Origin of the sequence: Nocardia terrae (assembly GCF_009760405.1) — a bacterium.
In the GTDB taxonomy this organism is placed as follows: Bacteria; Actinomycetota; Actinomycetes; order Mycobacteriales; family Mycobacteriaceae; genus Nocardia; species Nocardia terrae.
Map to the genome: position 1 here is coordinate 414,181 of NZ_WRPP01000007.1, position 22,035 is coordinate 436,215.

Below are 22,035 nucleotides of genomic sequence, written 5' to 3' on the forward strand. Positions count from 1 at the left end.
TTCCGCGAATTTATTCGCTCGCGCCGATTACCCATTCGAAGGCCGCGGCTTTGGAGTGCGCGCCCTCGGCCGTGCGTGAACGGTTGGGTTCGCCGAGTTCTGTCAGCAAATCTTCGGAAATTTTTACCAGGTCCGACAATACGGGCGGCGTAAACCATTCCGGCCGGGTGGCGAACAGCAGATCCTCGCTCGAGGTGTTGCCCGATGCCCCCGGAGCGAACGGGCAGCCACCCAGTCCGCCGAGCGATCCGTCCACCACCGCCGCACCCGCGTTCAGGGCCGCGAGGGAATTCGCGACACCCATGCCCCAAGTGTCGTGCCCGTGGAAGACGATGCGGTGCTCGGGCGTTCCCCAGCGCCCGGTCGCGGCCGCCGCGCCGATCAGCGCCGCGACCTGACCCGGGTACGCCTGGCCGAGCGTATCGGCGATGACGATGTCCGCCGCCCCCTCGGCGCGCGCGTCGGCGGCGATGGCCAGCACCCGCGCGGGATCGACGGGCCCGTCGAACGGGCAGGTGAAAGCCGTTGCCAGGCACAGCTGAATGCGCCCGCCCGCCTCGTGCGCGAAGCGGACGGCCTCGGGCATGGCGGCCAGGCTGTCCTCGGTGGTGCGCCCGATATTGGCTTTGTTGTGCGCGTCCGAGACCGAGAAGCAGTATTGGAAGTTGCGCACCCCGGCCTCGGCGGCCTTGGCCACATGCCGCGGCGTTGCCACCCACACCCAGCAGCGCTCGAGCTCCTCGGGAGTCAGCTGCGCGACCAGTTCGAGGGTGTTGGCCATGGGCGGCACCAGGTCCGGCCGCGCCATCGAGCCGATCTCCAACTCGGGGACGCCCAGTGCCAGCAACTGTCTGGCGATCTGAACTTTGCGCTCGGTCGGCAGCACCTTGCCGGTGAGCTGCAGCCCGTCGCGCAGCGTGACATCCCGCAGGATCATGAGTTCGCCTCCAGCGCATCGATGTCGGAGTCGGTCAGGCCGAGCAGGCCGGACAGGACTTCGCGAGTGTGCTCGCCCAGGTCCGGGCCGACATTGCGGATGGGCAGCGACTGCCCGCCGATGACCGGCACGATGCCGGCGAAACCGACCTCCTTGGGTTCCGGCTCACCCACGTCCATCTGGAACGGCTGGATCATGTTGCGCGCCTTGTACTGCTCGTCGGCGACGATGTCGGCGGCGGTGTAGATGGGGCCGCACGGGATGGCGGCCGCCTCCAGCACCTTCAACGCCTCCTCACGGGTGTGCGTTCGCGTCCACTCCGCGATCGAGGCGTCGAGGCGTTCGCGATTGCGCCAGCGCCCGGCATTGTCCTGGAGTTCCGGATCCGCGGCGAGGTCGGGGCGTTCGATGACCTGCATGTACCGCTGGAAGATGGCATCGCCGTTGCCGCCGATGATGATGCTGTAGCCGTCGCTGGTCGGGTAGGCGTTGCTCGGCGCGATGCCCTCCATGCGGCCGCCGACGCGTTCGCGGTTGATGCCGTAGGCCAGGTAGTCCGGGACCAGCGATTCCATGACCGACAGGATGGATTCGTTGAGCGCCACGTCGATGACGCGCTGTTCCAAGGGAACCCGCTCGACCCGCTCGCGCTGGAACAACGCCATGACGGTGCCGAAGGCGGCGTAGATTCCGGCGATCGAGTCGCCGATGGAGACCCCCACCCGCACCGGCGGCCGGTCCGGATCACCGACCAATTCGCGCAGTCCGCCGACCGCCTCGGCCACTGCCGCGAATCCCGGGCGTTGCGAGAGGGGACCGGTCTGTCCGTATGCGGAGATCCGGGTGATCACCAGATTCGGATTGGCCTCGTTCAAGACCTCCGGACCCAGCCCCCACTTCTCGAGCATCCCGGGCCGGAAGTTCTCCAGCAGCACATCGCACTTCGCGATCAGATCCAGCACGATCCCGCGCCCGGCCTCGGTCCGCAGATCGAGGGTGATCGATTTCTTGTTCCGGTTGATGGTCCGGTACAACATCGACGTGTCCCCGCCGTACAACCGCCAATTCCGCAGTTCATCACCGGTCTTCGGCCGCTCCACCTTGATGACCTCGGCCCCGAAGTCCCCGAGTATCCGCCCGGCCGTCGGGGCCGCGACGTAGTTACCCAGCTCCAACACCCGCACGCCATCCAGCGGCCGAATCTCCATGCCCCCAGTCTGGCCTACCGGGCCCGGCGTCGTGATGGCCCTCCCGGAATGACGAAAGCCGGTGCGACGGTCGAGAGAGGGTCCGTCGCACCGGCCGGAGCGGGTGAGTGGCTGACACCCGCCCACGTTTCGAATCGCGCTGGTTCGCGCTGGGATTCAGGCCGCGCGGGTCACGACCTCTTCGATGATCGAGTAGTGCTCGGCGTTACCGGAGATGATCTCGCTGACGTCGCCGCGGACTCCGACCGGGACGTCGCCGGCGAGGGTGATGCGGGTGAGGCGGCGGGGCTGGCCGTCGTAGTCGTCGATGGCGTAGTGCTGGGTGGCGCGGTTGTCCCAGATCGCTACGTCGCCGAGTTGCCAGTTCCAGCGGGTGGTGTTCTCCAGGCGGGTGACGCGGTTCTGGAGGAGTTGGAACAGAGCTTGGGATTCGGCGGCGGAGAAGCCGACGAAGTTCTTCACGAAATGGCCCAGGAGCAGGGCGCGTTCGCCGGTGACGGGGTGGACGCGGACGACCGGGTGTTCGGTTTCGTAGTAGGTGGACTCGAATTCCTCGCGGTACGCCTTGATGTTCGCGGTCACCTGCGAGTTCTCGCCGCGTGCGGCCTCGGTGCGGTCGGCGGCGTAGTCGTAGGCGTTGGTGTGGCGGGCGCGCAGGTTCTCCACGAGGGCCTCGAGCGGGGCGGGCAGCGAGTCGTAAGCGGCGACGGTCGAAGCCCACGTGGTGGAACCGCCGTAGGGCGGCAGGTGCACCGCGCGCAGGATCGACGCCTTCGGAATGCGGTCCACGAAGGTGACGTCGGTGTGCCAGCTGTTGGCGCGGCCGTACTCGGAGTCGATGGGCAGCGTCTTGACGCCCTTGGAGGTGACCGTCGGGTGCGGAGTGGTGGGCGTGCCCAGCAGTTGCGCGAATTCGTACTGGCCGTCCTCGGTCAGGTGCTCCTGGCCGCGGAAGAAGATCACCTTGTGCTCGTGCAGCGCGTCCTGGATGGCCTGGACGGTCACCGAGTCCAGGTCGCCGCCCAGTCGGACGCCGTCGATTCGCGCGCCGATCTTGCTGCCCAGCCGCACGACAGTGATGTTGGAAGTTGCGTAATCGACGGACATGCAATGCCTTTCGCCCGGATGGAAGGGCCCGGATTCGGGCCCCCATCAGGACATCAGCGAACCTTCCGTCGAAACAGGTTCAGGATCAGCCGGATCGAAACGGCTCAGCCGACGTGTTCCCTCAGGTAGGCCAGGTCCTCGGCGACGCCCTCGGCGGGCGTTTCCAGGATGACCGGGGCGCCCGCCGTGCGGCACACCTCCGCCAGCAGTTGCGGATCGATGGTGCCGTCGGAGAAGTTCGCGTGCCGGTCCGCGCCGGAATCGAAGGCGTCCCGCGACGAGTTCAGGTGCACCAGATCGATGCGCCCGGTGATCGCCTTGATCCGCTCCACGATCCCGACCAGTTCCTCGCCGCCCGCCCACGCGTGGCAGGTGTCGAGGCAGAATCCGGCCCCGAAGTCGCCGACCGCGTCCCACAGCCGCCCGATATCGTCGAAATACCGTGCCATGGCGTGATTTCCGCCGGCGGTGTTCTCGATCAGGATGGGCACCGCGAACCCGCCCTTGTCCTGCTGCCGTTCGAACAGCTTGCGCCAGTTGACGAAGCCCTCCACCATCTCGGCATCGGAGCGCACGTGCCCGCCGTGCACGACCAGCCCGAACGCCCCGAGCTCGGCCGCCGCCTTCGCCTGCTGCGCCACCGCGTTGCGCGACGGCATGCGCAGCCGGTTGTTCAGACTGGCCACATTGATCTGATAGGACGAGTGCACGACCACGTCGATCTCGCTGGCCTTGATCTCCTCGGCGAGCGGATGCGGCTTCGGCTTGTCCCAGCTCTGCGGATCAACCACGAACATCTGAATGACATCGGCCCCCAGCTTCTCGCCGAAGCCGATCGGGTCGCTGTCCTCACGGACGTGAGCTCCAATACGCATTGGCCCAGCCTATCCCTGCCCTCCGACAGGCACCGCGGGTCAGCGGCGACGACAAGCAAACGTTCAGTGTTGCGTTAGCGGTCCGTGCGTAGATAGTTCGGTAGGCCGCGAATCGGTTAAGGTTTCGGTGTTTTTCGGATCGGCCCTGCACGATCCTGCCGATCGTCTGTTGTACCTCGCGCGCTGGTGGGTCCCGGCCGCGGAGTGGAAAGTGGGAGATCGTCATGCTGTCCGAAGGTGACGTTTTTGCTGGGTATGTCATCGAACGGCAGCTCGGCCGGGGTGGCATGGGTTCGGTGTACCTGGCCAAGCATCCGCGGCTGCCGCGGATGACGGCGCTCAAGCTGCTGAATCGGGAGATGGTCTTCGACAAGGAGGTCCGCGCCCGCTTCGAGCGCGAGGCCGACCTGGTCGCGCAGCTGGACCACCACAACATCGTCACCGTCTACGACCGCGGGCTCGAGGACGGCCAGCTGTGGATCTCCATGCAGTACATCGACGGGATCGACGCCGCCAGCGTGAATCCGCAGTCGCTGCCGCCGGAGCGCGCCGTGCAGATCGTCGCCGAGATGGCCGACGCCCTGGACTACGCGCACCGCAACGAGGTGCTGCACCGGGACGTGAAGCCCGCCAATATCCTGCTGGCCCGCTCCACCGGCGGTAAGGGCGAGCGGGTGTACCTGACCGACTTCGGCATCGCGCGGCTGCGCGACGACAGCGGTCACCTCACCCAGACGGGCACGTTCACCGCGACCCTGGCCTACGCCTCGCCCGAGCAGCTGACCGGCTCCGCGCTGGACGGCCGCTCCGACCAGTATTCGCTGGCCTGCACCCTGTTCTGGCTGTTCACCGGCAACGGCCCGTTCTCGGCGACCAACCCGGCCGCCGTCATCCAGGGCCATTTGCAAAGCCCGCCACCGCCTTTGGGCAGTGCGCGCGCCGGTCTGCCGCCGGCGCTGGACATGGTGATCGCCAAAGCCATGGCCAAGCGCCCCGAGGACCGCTTCGCCAGCTGCAGCGACTTCGCGGCCGCGGCCCGGCGTGCGCTCGCGCACCCGAGCGCGCCCGCCATGCCGCTGGTCGGCCGGACCGCACCACCCATGCCGGTGGCCCCGCCGATGACCGGCGGCGGCATGCCGATGTACACCGGCGGCGGCTCGATGCCCACGGGTGGACGGCTGCCGACCGGTGGCCCGATGCCGACCGGCGGGCCTATGCCGACCGGGAGGCCGCAGACCGGCGCGCCCATGCCGACCGCCGCGCCGCGCCCGCAGACCGGCCCGGCCATGCCGTATCCGGTTCCGCCGCAGGCCAATCCGGTGAATCCGGCCCCGCCGAAGCCGGTGACCGGCAACTACACCGGCCGCGGCACCAACCAGTACACCCAGCCGCCGTCCTACGCCTACCAGGCTCCGGTCCAGCCGCAGCGTCCGCCGGTGGCGCCCATGGGCGCGCATCGGTCCGCACCGCCGAACAAATCGAACACCGGTCTGATCATCGGGATCATCGCCGCGGTGCTGGTGCTGATCATCGTGATCGTCGCGGTGGTGGCCGCCTCGGGCAAGGGCAAGTCCGCCACCACCAAGGGCGCGGCGGCGACGTCCTCGGCTCAGGTTCCCGTGGCCGGAAACAAACAGATCGACCAGGCCGCGGTCTCGAAGGAATTCCCGAAGTTGTTGCCCGCCACCGAGGATGGCAAGGGCTACAACGGCGCGACCTGCTGGGTGCCGAGTTCGCCGATCGACTCCGACTCGACCGACGGCACCCCGGACTTCGGCGACTTCAAGGTGCAGTGGCGCTGCTACGGCGGCAACGACAGCAAGGACCCCTTCTTCCGGATCTACGCCTACACCTCGGCCGACAAGGTGCAGTCGGTGCTCAGCGGTCTCACCCCGGACACCAAGTCGCAGGATTCCAACGGCGGCAAGTCCGACACCAACTACCAGTACACCGGTGACCACCCGCGCATGGTGACCGCCTTCACCGGCGACAGCGGCCGGGCCCAGTACCTGATGTACACCGACGGCATCGCGGGCAGCATGGACTCGGTCCTGAAGTGGTGGAAGAACGCGCCGCTCACCTGAGCTGACCTGGTCGGATGACAGCCTCGCGGCGGGCACGTAGGGTCGCGAACCGTAGGAGTCCGGGTCGAAAGGGTTTAGTTTGCTGCGCGCTGGGGAAAGGTTCGCCGGTTATGAGATCGAACGCGAACTCGGCCGTGGCGGCATGGGATCGGTGTATCTGGCACGGCATCCCCGCCTACCCCGGCTCATCGCGCTGAAGCTGCTCAGCCGCGATCTGTTCGGCGATATCGAGGTACGTCGGCGGTTCGAGCGCGAGGGCGACCTGATCGCGCGGCTCGAGCATCCGAACATCGTGCCCGTCTACGACCGCGGCATCGACGACGCGCAGCCCTGGATCGCCATGCGCTACATCGACGGTCCCGACGCCTCGCAGTTGGAGGCGGCGAATCTGCCTCCGCGCCAAGCCATCCGGATCATCGCCGAGACCGCGCGCGCCCTGGATTTCGCGCACCGCCGCGGCGTGCTGCACCGAGACGTGAAGCCCGCCAACATCCTGCTCGAGCGCATCGACGCCGAGGAGCGAGTCTTCCTGGCGGACTTCGGCATTGCCCGACTGCGCGACGACGCCACCAAGCTCACCCAGACCGGTTCGTTCACCGCGACGCTGACCTACGCCTCGCCCGAACAGCTCTCCGGGCAGCCGCTGGACCCGCGCTCGGACCAGTACTCCTTGGCGTGCAGCCTGTTCCGGCTGCTCACCGGCGATGTGCCGTTCGCGGCCGAGCATCCGGTGGGCATCATCCACGGTCATCTCAACCAGGCGCCGCCGCCGGTCAGCGCGTTGCGGGCGGGTCTGCCGCAGGCGCTGGACGCGGTCCTGGCCCGTGCGCTCGCGAAACATCCCGAGGGCCGGTTCGATTCGTGCACGGAGTTCACCGATGCCGCTCAGCAGGCGCTGGAGAACCCGGCCGGGGTGACGCAGGTGGTGCCGCACGCGCCGTTCGCGCCGCCCGCGGCGACCACCCGCTTCGAGCCGAATCCCGTTCCGGGGCAGCGGCCTTCCGGCACCTCCCGCTACACCGCGCGAGCGCAGGCGCCGGCGCCCGCGGCGGCCGCGCCGCGAACGGCGCCGCCGCGACCGCGCAAGAAGCGTTCCAAGCTGCGCGGCTGCCTGCTGGGCGTGGCGGCCCTGGTGGTGCTGCCGCTGGCGGCGGTCGCCGTCATCGTCTCCGTGCTCGATGAGAAGGGGACCTCCCACACGCCCGCGATCACCTCCGAGGAGCCCACCCCGACCACCGAGGACACGATCACACCGACCGAGACGACCGGACCCGCGGCGGGCCTGCCCGAGAACTCCGGCGCGGCCGCCCAGATCCTCAGCCAGCGCTTTCCGCAGATGCTGCCCCAGGCCGACCCGAGCTCCGACACCAATACCGGCGTCGGCTACCAGGGTGCGACGTGCACGACCTATCAGCCCGCCTCGCCGCCGCCCGAGACCGGGTCCGGCGATCCGGATCTGGGCGCCTGGGAGATCGCCTGGAACTGCACCGGGGTCGGCCATCCGACCTACCGTTTCGTCATGTACCGCTCGGCCGCCGACGCCGAGGAGGCGCTCAACGCCCTGTCCGGCTATACCAAGTCCGATATCAAGCTGCACGGCACCAAGTACACGAACTACCAGATCAGCGGTAGCGCCCTGCTGCGCCCGCGGCTGGTGACGGAGTTCCACGCGCGGGAGGGCAAACACGCCTTCCTCATGTACACCACAGGGCTCCTGGTCACCGACGACCAGTTGCTGGAGTGGTGGAAGTCCGCCCCCATCAATTGAGGGCTGTCCGTGCGGGGGATTTGTGTGGAGTCTGTGAGGAGACAGTCTTCAGGGACTTCCCGGATGGCACGACCCCTCGAACCTCGACACACTGGACATCATGACTTCGAACGTCTCGGAATCCGTCACCCTCGAGCAGGGCACGGTCCCGGTCGCCGCCCGCGCGACCGATCTTGTGAAGATCTACGGTTCGGGCGACACGCAGGTCCATGCCCTGGCCGGGGTGACGGCCGAGTTCGCGAAGGGCGAGTTCACCGCCATCATGGGCCCCTCCGGCTCGGGCAAGTCGACGCTCATGCACTGCCTGGCCGGTCTGGACTCGGCCACCGGGGGATCGGTCCACATCGGTGACACCGATCTGACCCGGCTCTCGGACAAGCAGATCACCGCGCTGCGCCGCGACCGCATCGGCTTCGTCTTCCAGGCGTTCAATCTGGTCCCCACCCTGACCGCGCTGGAGAACATCACGCTGCCGCTGGACATCGCGGGCCGCAAGCCCGACGAGGAGTGGCTGTCCTCCGTGGTCAAGCGGCTGGGCCTGGGCGACCGGCTCACCCACCGCCCCAGCGAGCTGTCCGGCGGTCAGCAGCAGCGCGTGGCCTGCGCCCGCGCACTGGCGGGCAAGCCGGACATCATCTTCGGTGACGAGCCGACCGGCAACCTGGACTCGCACTCCTCCGGCGAGGTGCTCAACATCCTGCGGGCCGCGGTCGACGAATTCGGTCAGACGGTGGTCATCGTGACCCACGATCCGCGCGCGGCGTCCTACGCCGACCGGGTGGTGTTCCTCGCCGACGGCAAGATCGTCGACGAATTGCGCGAGCCCACCGCCGAATCCGTGCTCGACAAGATGAAGTCGCTGGAGACGCTCTGATGTCTGCCTCGCCGATGCGCAAGGTCGCCTTGCGCAATCTCGCCGCGCACAAGGTGCGCCTGATCTTGACGGTGTTGTCGGTGGTGCTCGGAACCGCCTTCATCTCAGGGTCTTTCATCTTCACCGACACGCTGCAGAGCACCTTCAACGGCATTTTCGCCACCCAGGCCAAGGGCGTGGACGTGCGCGTCACGACCAAGGGGCAGCAGTCGGTCGGCGTGCCGAACGACATCGTGGACAAGATCTCCCACATGGACGGTGTGAAGACCGTCGCGCCCGGCGTCAACGGCCCGGTGGTGCTGTTGAAGGATGGGCACGCCGTGCAGACCGGCGGCGCGCCGACCATGGGGCAGTCGTATCTGCCGCCGGGTAAGTCGGTGGCCGAGCCGGACAAGTTCGCCGAGGGCGCGCCGCCCTCGAAGCCCGGTGAGATCGCCATCAACAAGGGCGGCGCGGATCGGGCGGGTCTGAAGGTCGGCGATCACACCAAGGTGCTGGTGCCGTCCAAGGGCAATATCGACGTCACCGTCTCGGGCATCTACGACCCGCAGGCGGGCAATACCGGCGGCTTCATCGGATTGCAGTTCGACGATTCCCAGGCGCGGCAGCTGTTCACCGACGGACAGCACGTCGCCTACGTCGACATCGCCGCCCAGCCCGGCATCAAGGCCGATGATCTGCGCGATCAGATCAAGGCCGCGCTGCCCGACTACAAGGTGCAGGACGCCGAGCAGGTGCGCGACGATTTCAAGGCGCAGCTGGGCAATGCGTTGAAGTTCATCAACTACTTCCTGCTCGCGTTCGGCTCCATCGCGCTGATCGTGGGCACGTTCATCATCTACAACACCTTCTCGATGCTGGTGGCCCAGCGCCTGCGTGAGCTGGCGCTGCTGCGGGCGGTCGGCGCGAGTCGCCGGCAGATCTCGCGGTCGGTGGTCGGCGAGTCGCTGATCGTCGGATTGATCGGCAGCGCACTGGGTCTCGCGGCCGGTGTGGGCCTGGCGTTCGGGCTGTCCGGGCTGCTCAATGCGTTCAAGCTGGGTCTGCCCACCGGCACCATGTCGCTGGAGCCGCGCACGGTGCTGGTCGCCCTGGGCGTCGGCACCATCGTGACGGTGCTGAGCGCGTACGCGCCCGCGCGGCGGGCCGCCAAGGTGCCGCCGGTGGAAGCCATGCGCTCGGAATCGAATTCGTCGGGTGAGTCGCTGCGGGTGCGCACCATCATCGGCGCCGTGCTGGCGGTGGCGGGCGTGGTCCTGGTCGTTCTCGGGGCGCGCGGTACCGGCGGCAGTGCGGCCGCGGTGGTCGGAATCGGTGCGGCCGCTTTGATTCTCGCGGTGCTGTTCGCCTCGCCCGCGCTCTCGCGGCCGGTGATCGCGGGGCTGAGCGTGCTGGTGCGGCCGTTCGGCCCGGTCGGGAAGATGGCGCGCAACAACGCGATTCGCAATCCGCGCCGCACCGCCGCCACCGCTTTCGCGCTGACCCTGGGCCTGATGCTGGTCTCGGCGATCGGCATGCTCGGTTCCTCGGCCAAGGCCAGCGTCAGCGATCTGGTCGACAAGGGCGTGAAGGCCGACTACATCCTGGCGGGCCCGCCCGGCGGGATCATCGGCGTCCCGCTGGCGGCCACCGACACCGTCAAGCAGGTGCCGCAGGTCAAGGATGTGGTGGCCTTTCACGGTGTCGCGCTGAAGGTCGACGACAAGCAGGTGATCGGCACCGCGCCCGAGGGCCAGATGTCCAAGGTGATGAACTACACCGTGGAGCAGGGCACCGACCAGCTCGGTGACGACGACATCATGGTCTCGGAAACCTTTGCCTCCGACCACGGTTGGAAGGTCGGCGAGTCGGTCCCGGTCACCGGACTGGACTACAAGAAGTACACCGTGAACGTCGCGGGCATCTACAAGGACACCCAGCTGCTGCAGAACATGGTCACCTCCATGGCCCTGTACCAGAAGGCCGTCCCGGTCAGCTACCAGAGCAGCTTCCTGGTCCTGATCGCCGCCCAGCCCGGCGCCGACCTCCCGGCCATGCGCACCAGTCTGGAGAAGGCCACCGAGCAGTACGTGATCGTTCAGGTCCAGGACCACAACGACTTCAAGGGCGCGGAGGGCAAGCAGATCGACACCCTGCTGGCCATCCTCTACGGCCTGCTGGCGCTGGCGGTGGTGATCGCCATTCTCGGCATCGTCAACACCCTCGCGCTCTCGGTCGTGGAACGCCGCCGCGAGATCGGCATGCTCCGCGCGGTGGGTATGCAACGGCCCCAGGTGCGTCGCAGCATCTACCTGGAATCCATGCTGATCGCCATCTTCGGTGCGGTGGTCGGCGTGATCCTGGGCATCGGCCTGGGCGTCGGATTCCTGAAAACCCTTGCGGAACTGGGTATCGCGACAATCGCGGTCCCGTGGACCCAGATCGTGCTGATGCTGCTGGCCTCCGGCGTGGTCGGCGTGCTGGCCGCGCTGTGGCCCGCGGTGCGGGCCGCCCGCACACCCCCACTGGCGGCCATCGCCGACCTGTAGATCGGATGATCCGGGGCGTCCGGCCGCCCGCCCCGGATCCCCGGCCTCAATCGCACAGCGCGTGGTCGATCAGCGCGCTCGCCGAGTTCTCCTGGGCCAGTATGTGTTCGGGCGTATCGCCGAGCGCCTCCGACATCGAAACCACAACGCTCCGCCGGCCGTCACCGGTGACCCCGTTCAGCGTGATGTAACCGCCGTCGCCGCCCTCGTGCCCCCAGTAGCTTCCGCCACAGCTCAGCGGGCGTTCGGCGAGGCCGAGCCCGTATCGTCCACCGGGCCAGAACGTTTCGAGCCCCCCGGCGACCGGGACGGTGTTCTTCATCTCGGTCAGCTGCGGCGCCGGCAGCAGTCGACCCGAGAGCAGGGCGCGGAAGAATACGTTCTCGTCGTGCGTGGTCGTGACCCACGAAAGGACTTCGGGGTCAACGGGAACCTGCTCGGTGACATCCACCTGCGAATCGGGTCCGAAGAACTGATAGGCCCGCGCGTGCGGCTCCGGCAGGCCGGGCGAGGTGCCGCCCCACCGGGTCTGCTCGAGGCCGATCGGTTTCAGGATGCGCTCCTCGATCTCCTGGTGGACCGGGCGCCCGGTGACCTGCCGGACTATCATGCCGAGCAGGACATAGTCGGTATTGGCATAAGCCCAGCCCGTTCCGGGCGCGAAGTCGGGCTCGTGCGTCATCGCCCGAGCCACCAGCTGCTCGGAATCGTAGATGTCGAACCGCTGCCGGTAGTACTCCTCGGCCGTGGTGTACCCCGGCAGATCATCGTGAATTCCCGCAGTGTGCTGAAGCAACTGCCGAATACTGATCCGCGAACCGTCGTTCCCGTTCCCCCGCACCACACCCGGCAGCCACCGCTCGGCCGTATCCGCCAACCCGAGCTTGCCCTCGGCTGCCAGTTGCAGCACCACGGTGGCGACCAGGGTCTTGGACGTACTGGCCATCCGGAAGTACCCGTCCGGATCGACCGGACTTCCCGTACTCGAGTCCGCGCTCCCCGCGACGGCCACCGATTCCCTACCGTCGACTCCGATGACGCGAGCCTGCACTCCGCTGATTCCCAGCGCATGCAGCTTCTCCACGTCCTGCCGCAACCGCTCCCCGGGCGAGCCCCCGCCGGATCGGTCCGCACCGCAACCCACCACGCCCGCCATCAGCGCGGTGACGCCGACCGCGACGGCGACCCGTCCACGCAGACTCGAAATCATCCTCGAACGCTAATTCGCCGCGCCCGCAGGCATAATCCGGCGAACCCCCGGTATCGGTCCGGGGGATTTCCCTGATTCAGAGGGTGATGGTGAAGGGCTTCTCGCCTGCGGTGTTGCCCGGGGCCAGGTAGTCCGGGAAGGCGAGGGTCACCACGGTGTCGGGGTGTTGGGGGGAGTCGGCCTTGGACTTGCTGGACTTGATGATCACCGCGACCACGATGATGACGATGACCAGGACCACGACGATGGCGGCGATCAGCCAGGCGGTGGTGTTCGAATTCTTCTGCGGGGGAGTGTAAGTCGGGGGCGGGGTGGTGCGGGGAGGGTACGTGGGGGGTGGGCTGTAGGTCGGCGTCTGGTTCGTGAAGGTCTGGGGCGCGGGCTGGTTCGGGTACGCGGGGGTCGACACCGGCTGGTTCGGGAAGGCCGGGCCGGGCCGGGCGGGGTTGGTGTAGGCCGGACCCTGGTTCGGATACGACGGGCCCGGGCCGACCAGGGGACGTGGGGTCGAGGGCGTCGGGGTGGGCGGCTGCTGGATCACCGGCTGCGGGCGGGCCGGGGTGGGCGGGCGCGGGGCGACGACCGGCTGCGGGTGCGCGGGGGTCGGCGGGCGGGGCGGGGCGACCGGGTTGGGGGATTGCAGGGCGCGTTCGGCGGCCGTCGCGAATTCGACGCAGGAGCGGTAGCGGTCGGCGGGGCGCTTGGAAAGGGCCTTGGCGAGCACCGCGTCGATGGCGCGGGGAAGGTTCTGGCGCAGCGGGCTGGCCGGCGGCGGCGGTTGCTGGAGGTGGCCGCGGATCACGGCGGCGGGGCTGGTGCCCTCGAAAGGGACCGCGCCGGTGAGGAGTTGGAACAGGGTGCAGGCCAGCGAGTACTGGTCGGAGCGGCCGTCGAGGGACGCGCCGGTGAGCTGCTCGGGGGAGGCGTAGGCGAGGGTGGCGGTGACCGTGCCGGTCTGGGTGAGGTGACCGGTGTCGTCGCGCAGGCGGGCGATGCCGAAGTCGGTCAGGTAGACGCGTTCGCCCGCGCCGGTTTTGGAGGAGGAGCGGGCCAGCAGGATATTGGCGGGCTTGACGTCACGGTGCAGGACGCCCAGCCCGTGGGCGTAGTCGAGGGCCTTGGCGGTCTCGCCGATGATCTGGGCGGCGCGTAGCGGCGGCAGGGTTCCGGGACTGATCGAGGACGCGTTGATGCCGTCGATGTACTGCATCGAGATCCACAGCTGTTCGCCCTCGTCACCGCGGTCGTAGACGGTGACGATATTCGGGTGGTCCAGCCGGGCGACCAGATCGGCCTCGCGAATGAACCGCGCGCGAATCTCGTCGTCGGAGAACATCTCCTGATTCAGCAGCTTGAGCGCCGTCATGCGCGGCAGGCGCGGATGCTTGGCCAGATACACCGAGCCCATGCCGCCGCGGCCGAGCTCGCGTTCGATGACGTAGCCGGCGAACACATCACCTGAGCGCAAACCGAGCACCCGCTTCCCGAAACTCAAATCTGCCACTAGACAAAACCCGCAGGGCAGCCTATCAGTGCCCGATGACGCTCAATTGTCGCCGAGTTGGCGTCACCCCGCGTTGAGATGCGCCCAAGCCTGCACGTCACCGCGGTCCAGCGCCACCGCCAGCAGATCCGGGAACCGGTCGGGCGTGCAGGCGAAAGCGGGCACACCCAGCGCGGCCAGCGCCGCCGCATTGTCCCGGTCGTAGGCGGGAGCGCCCTCGTCGGACAGCGCCAGCAGCACCACCACCTGAACCCCGGACTCCTTCATGGCGCGTATGCGACGCAACATCTCCGCGCGCACCCCGCCCTCGTACAGGTCCGATATCAGCACGAACAGCGAATCGGCCGGCCGCGTGATCAGCGACTGCGAATAGGCGATGGCCCGATTGATATCGGTCCCCCCGCCCAGTTGCGTGCCGAACAGCACCTCCACCGGATCGGCCAGCTTCTCGGTCAGATCGACCACGGCGGTGTCGAAGACCACCAGCGAGGTGCGCAGCGACCGCATGGACGCCAGCACCGCGCCGAACACCGACGCGTAAACGACGCTGGACGCCATGGACCCCGACTGATCGATGGCCAGCACCACATCCCGCTCGACCGCCTGCGCCTTGCGCCCGTACCCGACCAGGCGCTCCGGCACCACCGTCCGATGCTCCGGCAGATAATTCGCCAGGTTCTTGCGAATCGTCCGGTCCCAGTCGATATCTCGCAGTTTCGGCCGCGACACCCGCGCCGCGCGGTTCAACGCCCCGCCCACGGCCGCGACCGTCTGCGCCGCGATGCGCCGCTCGATCTCCTTGACCACCTGCTCCACCACCGTGCGCGCGGTCGCCTTCGTGGTCTCGGGCATGACCCGGTTCAGGCTCAACAGCGTGCCGACCAGATGCACATCCGGTTCGACCGCCTCCAAAAGCTCGGGCTCCAGCAGCAATTCGGTGAGGTTGAGCCGATCGACGGCGTCGCGCTGCATCACCTCCACCACGGTCGACGGGAAGTAGCGGCGAATATCGCCGAGCCACCGCGACACCTGCGGCGCGGAACCCCCGAGCCCGCCCGACCGGCGGCCGGATCCACCCTGCCCACCGGAGTCGTAGAGCGCTCCCAACGCCCGATCCATGGCCTGATCATCGGCACCCGGGAGCCCGCCGCCGCCGAGCCCCTCCTCACCCGCGCTCCCGAGCACCAGCCGCCAGCGCCGCGCCTGCGCCTCGTTCATCTCGTTCATCGCAAGACTCCAAGAATCTCCGCGGCCGCCCGCATCGCCAGCGTGCCGCGGTCGGCGTCGTATTCGGTGCCGCTGCCCGCCGGCGTTGTCGGCCCGCCGTTTCGAACGGCCTGCCCGATGGCCTGCCGCTCACCGGATTCGAACGCGCCGAAGGTGCGGCGCAGCAGCGGCAGGGTGGCGACGAACTGCGCCTCGTCGAGTCCACACAGCCAGTCGTCGATGAGCGACAACAGGTTCCGGTCGTGGACCAGCAGCAGCCCGCGCCCGCCCAGGAACCCGTCGATCCAGGCTGCCTTGTCGGGAGCGGTGCGGCCGACGGACAGGGCCGCCGATAGTCGGCGGCCGGATTCCTCCGCGTCGATGCGCTCGGCGTCGCAGAGCAGACGCACGGCCCGCCCCACGATTCCACCGTGCACATCGTCCCGGTCGGCCAGGGTCTGCAGGGTGGACAGCCACGTCCCGGTGGCCCATTCGTCGTCGCGGGCCGACAGCGCCAGATGCACGGCGTCGATCTGTGTGCGCAGCGCGGTGGCCGAGTCGGTGTCCAAACCCGTGACCGCGCCGGGCAATCCGGCGCAACTGCGCACCAGCAGGCTGTCCGCGACCCGCGTCAGGGCCGCGCTGTCGGTGCCGCGGACATCGCCGTACCGCGCGATCCGCAGCAGCCCGGGTAGCGCCGACAGCAGATGCGTGACGTCGTGATCCAGCGCCGCAACCGATTCCAGCCGCGCGATCAGCCCGTCGGTGGCTCCGCCGAGATCGGCCAGCAGCGCCTCCTCCAGCATGTTCGCCACCTTGCCGACCGTGGCGTTCGTGTCGGCGGCGAGGTCGAGCACCTTCGCCTCGGCCGCCGAACGCAGCGTCGTACCCCAGCGCGAGGCCTCCACGATCGCGATGGCGAGCTCCGGCCGCCACCGCAGCGTCCACGTCTCCCGGAAGGTGCCGGTACCGCGCACCTGGCTGTCGGTCAGTCGCCCCCATCCGATATCCAGCAGCCGAAGCCGGTGCAGCAGATGCGATCTCGCCAGCCCGCCGTCGGTCCGCAGATCCAGATCCAGCGTGCGTTCCAGTGCCTGCTGCTTCAAGCGCAGCGTCCTGATCTGTGCGCGCAGATCCGCCTCGAGCGGCACGGTCGGCGTCCCCTCGGGCACGGAGCCCATCGCCTCGCCCACCACGAGTTCGGTGCTGACCAGGCGCAGCATGGTCTCGTCACCGTCGCACAGCACCGCCCGCGTGGCCTCGGTGACCTCCGACAACCCCGCCAGCGGCCGCTCCCGCAGCATCGCGAGAGTCTCGGCCAGCCGCACGGATTCGATGATGTGCGCACTCGACACCGGCAGATCGTGCGTCCGCAGCGTGCCCGCCACCTTGGTCAGCCAGCGCGCGATCGGCTGCTCGGTCTCGGTGAACAGGTGGTGGTACCAGCCCGGCGAGGTGACGCCCGCGCCATAGCCGGAGGAGCTCGCCAACCGCGAATGCGTCCACGGCACCCAGGTGAGCGTGGCCTTGCCCTTCGGCATGCCCTTGAGCAGCCGGGCGTCCGGGGCGGCCGGGCCCAGCTTGCCCTCCAGCGCCGGCGCGTGCCACGCACCGCACACCACGGCCAGCCGGCGCGCGCCGTCCTTCAAGGCTTTTCGCATCACCTGCCGCATGTGCGCCTCACGCCGCAGCGTGTGCGCGTCCACCACGATCCTCGCCGTGGCGGCCGAGCTGCTCTCCGTCTCCGCCGTCCCGGACTCCCCGGCCGGGACAGCGGATTCGGATTCCGGGCCGTCGTCATCCGGGTGCTCGGCATGCTCGCGCAATACCGCCATGGCCTCGTTGACCGCGGCGAAAATATCGGCGTCCGAGGAGGATTCGACGATGGCGTCCCACCAGCGCTCGGCGTCGTCATATCCGGCGGCCGAAGCCAGGATGCCCAGCGGGTCGGTCCGGTCACCCGGCTCCTCCGTCACGGCCAGGCAGACCGAGGCGGGCAGATCGCAGAACCCCACGGCCACACCATGCTCGGCCGCATATCGCAGCGCCACCCACTCGGGGGAGAACGTCGCGAAGGGCCAGAAGGCGGCCTTGGCCGGGCTGTCGGGCTGATAGGCGAGCAGGGCCACCGGCGGTGACATGCCTTCGGCGGCGACGTAACCGACGAGCGGATCGGCATCCGCCGGGCCCTCGATCAAGATGGCGTCGGGCTGGAATCGCGCCAGCGCCAGTCCCAGCGACCGCGCCGAACCCGGCCCGTGGTGGCGGATCCCGAACACCCGTGTCTCGGGTGCGATCGCCGTGCCGGTCGAGACGGTGATGCCGGACGGAACGGCGAGATCGGCGGAGGCCGCGGTCTCGGTCATTCGTGCACCTCGCGGCAGGCGCGGTAGAAGTCGGCCCAGTCCGGGCGCTGACGGACCACGGCCTCCAGGTATTCGGTCCAAACCACTTGGTCGGCAACCGGATCCTTGACGACCGCGCCCAGCACCGCGCCCGCGATATCGGCGGGGCGCAGCACCCCGTCACCGAAGTGGGCGGCGAGCGCGATGCCATTGGTGATCACCGAGATCGCCTCGGCGGTCGACAGCGTGCCCGACGGGGACTTGAGCTTGGTGCGCCCGTCCTCGGTCATGCCCGAGCGCAGCTCGCGGAACACCCGCACCACGCGCCGGATCTCCTCGGCCGCGGCGGGCACGAAAGGCAATTCCAGTGCGGTGCCGAGCTGTTCGACGCGGCGGGTCACGATGGCGACCTCTTCGTCCTCGCCCGCCGGCAGCGGCAGCACCACGGTATTGAAGCGCCGTCGCAGCGCCGAGGACAGTTCGTTGACGCCCCGGTCGCGGTCATTGGCGGTGGCGATCACATTGAAGCCCTTGGCCGCCTGCACCTCCGTGCCGAGTTCCGGCACCGGCAGCGTCTTCTCCGACAGCACCGTGATCAGCGCGTCCTGCACATCCGAGGGGATGCGGGTGAGCTCCTCGAGCCGCGCGATCGAGCCCAGGCGCATGGCGGTCATGATGGGCGAGGGCACCAGTGCCGCCTCGCTGGGACCCTCGGCCAGCAGTCGCGCGTAGTTCCAGCCGTAGCGGATGGCCTCCTCGGCGGTGCCGGAGGTGCCCTGCACCAGCAGCGTGGAATGCCCGGCGACGGCCGCCGAAAGATGTTCCGACACCCAGGTCTTCGCGGTGCCCGGAACGCCGATCAGCAGCAGCGCGCGGTCGGTGGCCAGCGTCGCCACCGCGACCTCCATGAGCCGGCGCGGGCCCACGTACTTGGGCGTGATGACCGTTCCGTCGGACAGCGTGCCACCCAGCAGATAGGTGACCACCGCCCACGGCGACAGCTTCCAGGAGGGCGGGCGCGGCCGGTCGTCGGCGGCGGCCAGCGCCTTCAGCTCGTCGGCGAAGGCCTGTTCGGCGTGCGGGCGCAGCAGGGCGTCGCGTTCCTGAGTCATGGTCACTGCAGCTCCTCGAGCATCGTCGTGCGTTCAATGAGGTCATGGGCGAGCTGGTCGAAGGCCTGCTCCCAGTAGGGGTCACCGCACCGGCGGGCCACGCCCGCCACCATCCCGGCCACCTGGGGCGGGAAATGGGTGGACGCCGCGCGGAACAGCGTCCGATACGAGCCGGGCACCAGGCTGGGCGCGCCCGGCCGGTCCGCGCACAGCTGCGCGCGCTCGAGCAGCAGCCGCAACACGTGCTCGGCCATCGGCCCGGGCCACGGATGCGGCATGGCGCGCAGCAGCGATTCGATCTCGGCCAGCCAGCTGGAATCCAGCCCGCGCAGGTGGCGGATCTGCGCCGTCTCGGGCTGCAACGCGAACAGTTCGCGCAGCTTCTCGCTGTCGGCATCGCGGGCGTCGGCGCCCGACATCACGCCGAACAGGGCCGCGGCCCACTCCGAATTCCGTTGCGCCAGCGCGGCGTCGGTCCAGCCCGCGAACATGGGGCCGCGCACGCTCTCCGACATGGAGACCCGCACGGCCTCCTCCGGCGATCCGAGAATGCGCTCCCAATGGCTCAGCGGCGTCCCCGCTACCACCCGGTGCAGCCATTCGGTGGCCAGATCCGGCGCACCGTCCGCCCGATAAGCGGTGTAGCCGAACGCATCTCCCACGCCGTCGCGCCGAGCCGCGTCATCCAGCACCCCGGGCCCGGTGGTGACCAACTGCGGTCGCACCGGCCGCGGCCCGAAACTCAACCAGGCGGCGGCCCGGCGCGCCATCCGCGCCGCGAACGCCGAATCCGGCAACCGCCCCAGCAGATCCGCCGCCAGCCGCCGCACCTCGGCCCGCCGATCGTCGAGCGCCGCCTCCAGCAGCGCCTCGTCCCCGATCGAGAGGCCATCGGCCAGCACGGCGAGCAGTTCGGCCTTGCCCGGTCCGGACTCCTGCGCCCACGAACCGGCCAGCGCCGCCCGGGCCGCCGCCGGATCCCGGTGCCGCAGCTGGGTCAGCCACCCACGCCGCTCCGCCGCTCGACCGTGCGACCACACGCTCTCGTCCTCGGCGGCCGCCCGCACCAGCGACTTCCACCCCGGATGCTGCGCGGCCAGCCACCGGCCGCGCGCCCCGGCCAGCCGAAGCAGCGATTCGCGATGCGAGGCAAGCGCTTTCGCGCGATCCAGCAGCACACTGACCGAGCCGTCCGGAGCGCGGAAGTTCCGTGGCCCGACGAGCGCGAACCACTCGTCCAGAAACGGCGAATTGTCGGCCAGCATGTCGATCAGCCGGGCGCCGGCCGCGACCGGCAGCAGTGGTCGCCCGTCGTCCGCCGCGACCTCGCCGCGCTCGGCGGACGTCGTGACCACGCCACCGCGCGCGAAACAGTCCTGCAGCGCAATGGATTCCAGCAGTACCGCGGCCGAATCGCCGGTCCGACCGGAGACGGCTTCGACGACCGGCTCGGCCAACCCGGCCGGATGAGCCGGACGCCGCGCCGTGCCGACGAGCGCCGCCGAAACCTGCTCGGCGCTCCCGCCGTCCTCGACGCCGCCGCGCACCGGAATCGGGCTGCCCTGTCCCACACCGACATCCACCATCGACCCGGCGTCCAGCGCCGCGACGGGCACCAGCCCGTCCACGGTCCACTCGCCGATCACGGTGATCGGATGCCCGCCCGAGAGCCCGAGCAATCGCCACGGCTCGCCCTCGGCGATCGAAACAGGCAGGGCGTCCCCGCCGGATTCCACCACATACCAACCCTTTTCACCGCGAACCGGCACCACGTCGGCCAGCAGCACCGGCCACGACCGCAGAAACGGATCGGCACCAAGAGCCCGTGCGTGCTCGACAAGCGCTGCTTCGATGCCGTCGGAACGGGCGGATGCGGCACCGCCGACCCGCACGGACGAGTGGGCTGTCGCGGCGGCTCCGCCGACGTCGGTCGGTCCGCCCGCAGGACCGGTTGCAGCCGTGCGGTTCTCGTCCGCACCGCTGCCGGTGTGCCTGGTGTGGACTGTCACATCTCCCGCTACAGCACTCCCGCCGCGGGCGACGGTCTCAATGGTGGTGCGCAGCGGAATCGTGGTGAAGGGCTCCGGGATGTCTTCGTGTCGTCTGCCCCAGATGGCGCGCAGGGGTGCGGCGGCCGGGTAGAAGTGGAGGTCCGCGTCCACCTGGAATCCCGGGGCCGGAGTGTCATGGGGAAACGCGGGGCTGCCGTAGTGGTGGTCGACCAGCAGGGCCCAGCGGCCGGAAGTGCGGCCGCGCAACCAGACTCGGCGGGTGTAGAGGCCGTCCTCGGAGGTGGTGCGCAGGCCGAGGACCTGCCAGCGGTCGCGGACGGCGGGCTCGGCGCGGACCGTCTCCACCGGGGTGGGGTAGCCGATGTGGGTGCGGACGCTGGCACGCAGGCCGGGGGAGAGGTCGTCGAGGCGGGTGTGGGCGGTGGCCAGCAGATGCAGGCGGGCGTACTCGCGCAGCAGTAGCCGGGGCCAGTCGGAACGGATGGTGGCGAGCGGCAACCGGCGCAGGGTCGAGGCGATGGCGGGGGCCTGTGCGTCGACCATGCGGGCGGCCACGGTTTCGAAGGCGTGCGCGGAGCGGTCCGACTGCGCGAGGCCGGTGCGCACCTGGTCGGTGAGCCAGGTGCTCAGGTCGGCCAGCCCGGCGGTGACGCGGGCGCGGCGCTGGTCCGCGGTGGCCCCGGTGGCCCGGGCCGGTCTCGCTTCGGGCCGGGCCGCCTCGGCGGCGCGGGCGGACTCCGCTCCGGACTCGGCCTTCTCAGCTGCCCGGGTGGCGCGCCCGGTCAGCCAGTCGGCCGCGAAATCCGCGACCTCGGCTGCCGCGGCGACCTCGCCCGCACTCCAGGACAACAGCAATGACAGCGCGTGTTTGCACGGAAACTTGCGACTCGGGCAGGTGCACCTGTACGCGGGCCCCGTCAGATCCACCACGGTCTGGTACGGATTGCCGCCGCTGCCCTGGCACAGCCCCCACAGCGCGGTCTCGTGCATCCCGGTGCCGCTCCACTTGCCGCGCAGCTTGCGGGCGGCGGTCAGCGACGCGGCGTCCGGCGCGAGCGAGCCGATGTGATCGGCGGTCCAAGCGGTGGTCATGCATCCCCCTTCCTCGGTTGAGGAAAGTTGTATCCGAGGGCACCGACACATCCGGCCCACCCTGAATCGTGATGTGAAAATCGTTCTGTCGCTGGCGTTCTGGCCGATCACCAGCTCATTGCCGACCTACAGTTGACTGCGTGTAGCCCGGACATCACACGATCGAAGGAGCT

The 22,035-nt window shown here is 69.3% G+C and carries 14 protein-coding genes; 4 read left to right on the forward strand and 10 right to left on the reverse strand.

Going from position 1 to position 22,035, the window contains the following annotated elements; translation table 11 throughout:
- Positions 1-10: 10 nt before the first annotated feature.
- The 4 genes from GPX89_RS32835 to GPX89_RS32850 form a co-directional block, all read right to left on the reverse strand.
- Positions 11-937 (reverse strand): beta/alpha barrel domain-containing protein, encoded by a 927-nt coding sequence (locus GPX89_RS32835; protein WP_157391551.1) that lies wholly within the window; start codon positions 935-937, stop codon positions 11-13.
- The gene (locus GPX89_RS32840; RefSeq protein ID WP_157391552.1) at positions 934-2,145 is read right to left on the reverse strand and encodes a CaiB/BaiF CoA transferase family protein; all 1,212 of its coding nucleotides are present in this window, start codon (positions 2,143-2,145) and stop codon (positions 934-936) included. Before GPX89_RS32840 ends, GPX89_RS32835 begins: the two co-directional genes overlap by 4 nt.
- A gap of 156 nt (positions 2,146-2,301) precedes the next feature.
- Entirely contained in the window at positions 2,302-3,252 is a 951-nt protein-coding gene (locus GPX89_RS32845) for a TauD/TfdA dioxygenase family protein (protein ID WP_157391553.1), read from the reverse strand.
- A 104-nt stretch (positions 3,253-3,356) separates the two neighbouring features.
- Positions 3,357-4,127, reverse strand: a complete 771-nt coding sequence (locus GPX89_RS32850) for a deoxyribonuclease IV (RefSeq protein ID WP_157391554.1) — start codon at positions 4,125-4,127, stop codon at positions 3,357-3,359.
- Between the two features lie 224 nt (positions 4,128-4,351).
- Between GPX89_RS32850 and GPX89_RS32855 the strand changes: the two genes are divergently transcribed.
- The 4 genes from GPX89_RS32855 (at position 4,352) to GPX89_RS32870 (ending at position 11,381) form a co-directional block, all read left to right on the forward strand.
- Positions 4,352-6,211: a serine/threonine protein kinase gene (locus GPX89_RS32855; protein ID WP_157391555.1), complete on the forward strand. Its 1,860-nt coding sequence runs from the start codon at positions 4,352-4,354 to the stop codon at positions 6,209-6,211.
- Positions 6,212-6,290: 79 nt separating this feature from the next.
- Positions 6,291-7,979 (forward strand): serine/threonine-protein kinase, encoded by a 1,689-nt coding sequence (locus GPX89_RS32860; protein ID WP_157391556.1) that lies wholly within the window; start codon positions 6,291-6,293, stop codon positions 7,977-7,979.
- Positions 7,980-8,079: 100 nt separating this feature from the next.
- Positions 8,080-8,853, forward strand: coding sequence for an ABC transporter ATP-binding protein (locus GPX89_RS32865; protein WP_157391557.1), 774 nt, complete (start codon positions 8,080-8,082; stop codon positions 8,851-8,853).
- The gene (locus GPX89_RS32870; RefSeq protein WP_198347701.1) at positions 8,853-11,381 is read left to right on the forward strand and encodes an ABC transporter permease; all 2,529 of its coding nucleotides are present in this window, start codon (positions 8,853-8,855) and stop codon (positions 11,379-11,381) included. Before GPX89_RS32865 ends, GPX89_RS32870 begins: the two co-directional genes overlap by 1 nt.
- Before the next feature lie 46 nt (positions 11,382-11,427).
- On the opposite strand, the gene GPX89_RS32875 is transcribed toward GPX89_RS32870, so the two are convergent.
- From GPX89_RS32875 to GPX89_RS44025, 6 genes are all read right to left on the reverse strand, one after another.
- Positions 11,428-12,591, reverse strand: coding sequence for a serine hydrolase domain-containing protein (locus GPX89_RS32875; RefSeq protein WP_198347702.1), 1,164 nt, complete (start codon positions 12,589-12,591; stop codon positions 11,428-11,430).
- 76 nt (positions 12,592-12,667) lie between these two features.
- The gene (locus tag GPX89_RS46040; RefSeq protein WP_328602560.1) at positions 12,668-14,086 is read right to left on the reverse strand and encodes a serine/threonine-protein kinase; all 1,419 of its coding nucleotides are present in this window, start codon (positions 14,084-14,086) and stop codon (positions 12,668-12,670) included.
- Positions 14,087-14,158: 72 nt separating this feature from the next.
- Positions 14,159-15,322 (reverse strand): VWA domain-containing protein, encoded by a 1,164-nt coding sequence (locus GPX89_RS32885; RefSeq protein ID WP_157391558.1) that lies wholly within the window; start codon positions 15,320-15,322, stop codon positions 14,159-14,161.
- On the reverse strand, positions 15,319-17,667 hold the full coding sequence (locus GPX89_RS32890) for a DUF5682 family protein (protein WP_235948594.1): 2,349 nt from the start codon (positions 17,665-17,667) through the stop codon (positions 15,319-15,321). Before GPX89_RS32890 ends, GPX89_RS32885 begins: the two co-directional genes overlap by 4 nt.
- On the reverse strand, positions 17,664-18,758 hold the full coding sequence (locus tag GPX89_RS32895) for an ATP-binding protein (protein ID WP_157391672.1): 1,095 nt from the start codon (positions 18,756-18,758) through the stop codon (positions 17,664-17,666). Before GPX89_RS32895 ends, GPX89_RS32890 begins: the two co-directional genes overlap by 4 nt.
- A 2-nt stretch (positions 18,759-18,760) precedes the next feature.
- A complete protein-coding gene (locus GPX89_RS44025) occupies positions 18,761-21,862 on the reverse strand; it encodes an SWIM zinc finger family protein (protein WP_198347703.1) in 3,102 nt (1,033 codons plus the stop codon).
- Positions 21,863-22,035: the final 173 nt, after the last annotated feature.